Raw genomic sequence first — 1,024 nt, 5'->3', positions numbered from 1 at the left:
CAGCAAATCCCGAGCCGATCAGAGCTCACCGACCGAACAGGAGGCCACCCCCGCGGCACTGACCGCCTGAACCATCACATCGAAGAATCACACGACGACGTCGTACACCACGCCCCTGGACTTGACCGGTCTGTGAATCCGGCCTGTGGAAGGTGACCCGAGAACTTCCGGACTGGGAGCCGTGCGCCGACGGAACCACTGCCCCGGGCCGGCAACAATATTTGTTCCGGGCGGTGCCCGGCCCCGAGGTGTTCGACGGATGGGACACCACAACAGGTGTCAGTGGGGCGTGCGGAAAAAATCTGCCGTTGAGCATCACGATGCCGTTCAAGCTGACCAAGATCGTCTAACAGCGCGCGGCCCTGGCCGTGCCACTATCTGGGGGAAATTCCGCTTTGAGTCAGCGAAGGCCGCCGGGGCTGAATTCAATGATCCTGCCGCGGCTGTTTCGCATCGCGAGCCGTGCGCACGTCATGATCTACCGGCGCACGGGTGGCCGGGTGGGCGCCAAATGGCGCATTGGTGCGGGGTTTCGTCGACCGGTGCCCACGCTACTTCTGGAGCACACCGGTCGTCGGAGCGGCAAGACGTTCGTCGTGCCGCTGCTATATATCGAGGACGGCCCCGAATTCGTGGTGGTCGCCTCTCAGGGCGGGCGTGCCGAGCATCCACAGTGGTTCCGAAATCTCCTCGTCAACCCCGACACCCGGATACAGATCGGTCGGCATCAGCGGTCGGTTCAGGCCCGTACGGCCGATCCGACGGAGCGGGCCCGGTTGTGGCCCCTGATGGTGTCGGCTTATGCGGACTTATCGGATTACCAGAGCTGGACCGACAGGGAGATTCCCTTGGTGATCTTGACGCCCGCTGGGGCAGCCGAACGATAACCTCACCTCACTGTCAGTGAGTGACATGTGTCGTTGGTTGACTGTTGTGGGGTGGGGTGGTTAGTCTCGCGGGAGTTGGTGTGGTTATTGGGTTGTGATGGAGGTGTGGGCGTGGGGTTTTCTTCTCGGCGGGTGGC

Annotated in this window: 2 protein-coding genes; both read left to right on the top strand. The window is 62.6% G+C overall.

Annotated elements, in window-relative coordinates:
- Positions 1–152: 152 nt before the first annotated feature.
- Positions 153–350, top strand: a complete 198-nt coding sequence (locus HPC46_RS34515; RefSeq protein ID WP_179476454.1) for a hypothetical protein — start codon at positions 153–155, stop codon at positions 348–350.
- Between the two features lie 78 nt (positions 351–428).
- Positions 429–887 carry a nitroreductase family deazaflavin-dependent oxidoreductase gene (locus HPC46_RS34510; RefSeq protein ID WP_179476453.1) on the top strand — a complete coding sequence of 153 codons (459 nt, stop codon included), beginning with the start codon at positions 429–431 and terminating at the stop codon, positions 885–887.
- Positions 888–1,024: the final 137 nt, after the last annotated feature.

Origin of the sequence: Mycolicibacterium vinylchloridicum (genome assembly GCF_013404075.1) — a bacterium.
Lineage (GTDB): Bacteria > Actinomycetota > Actinomycetes > Mycobacteriales > Mycobacteriaceae > Mycobacterium > Mycobacterium vinylchloridicum.
Note: the sequence above shows the minus strand (reverse complement) of the source record. Positions and strands in the feature narration are given on the sequence as shown.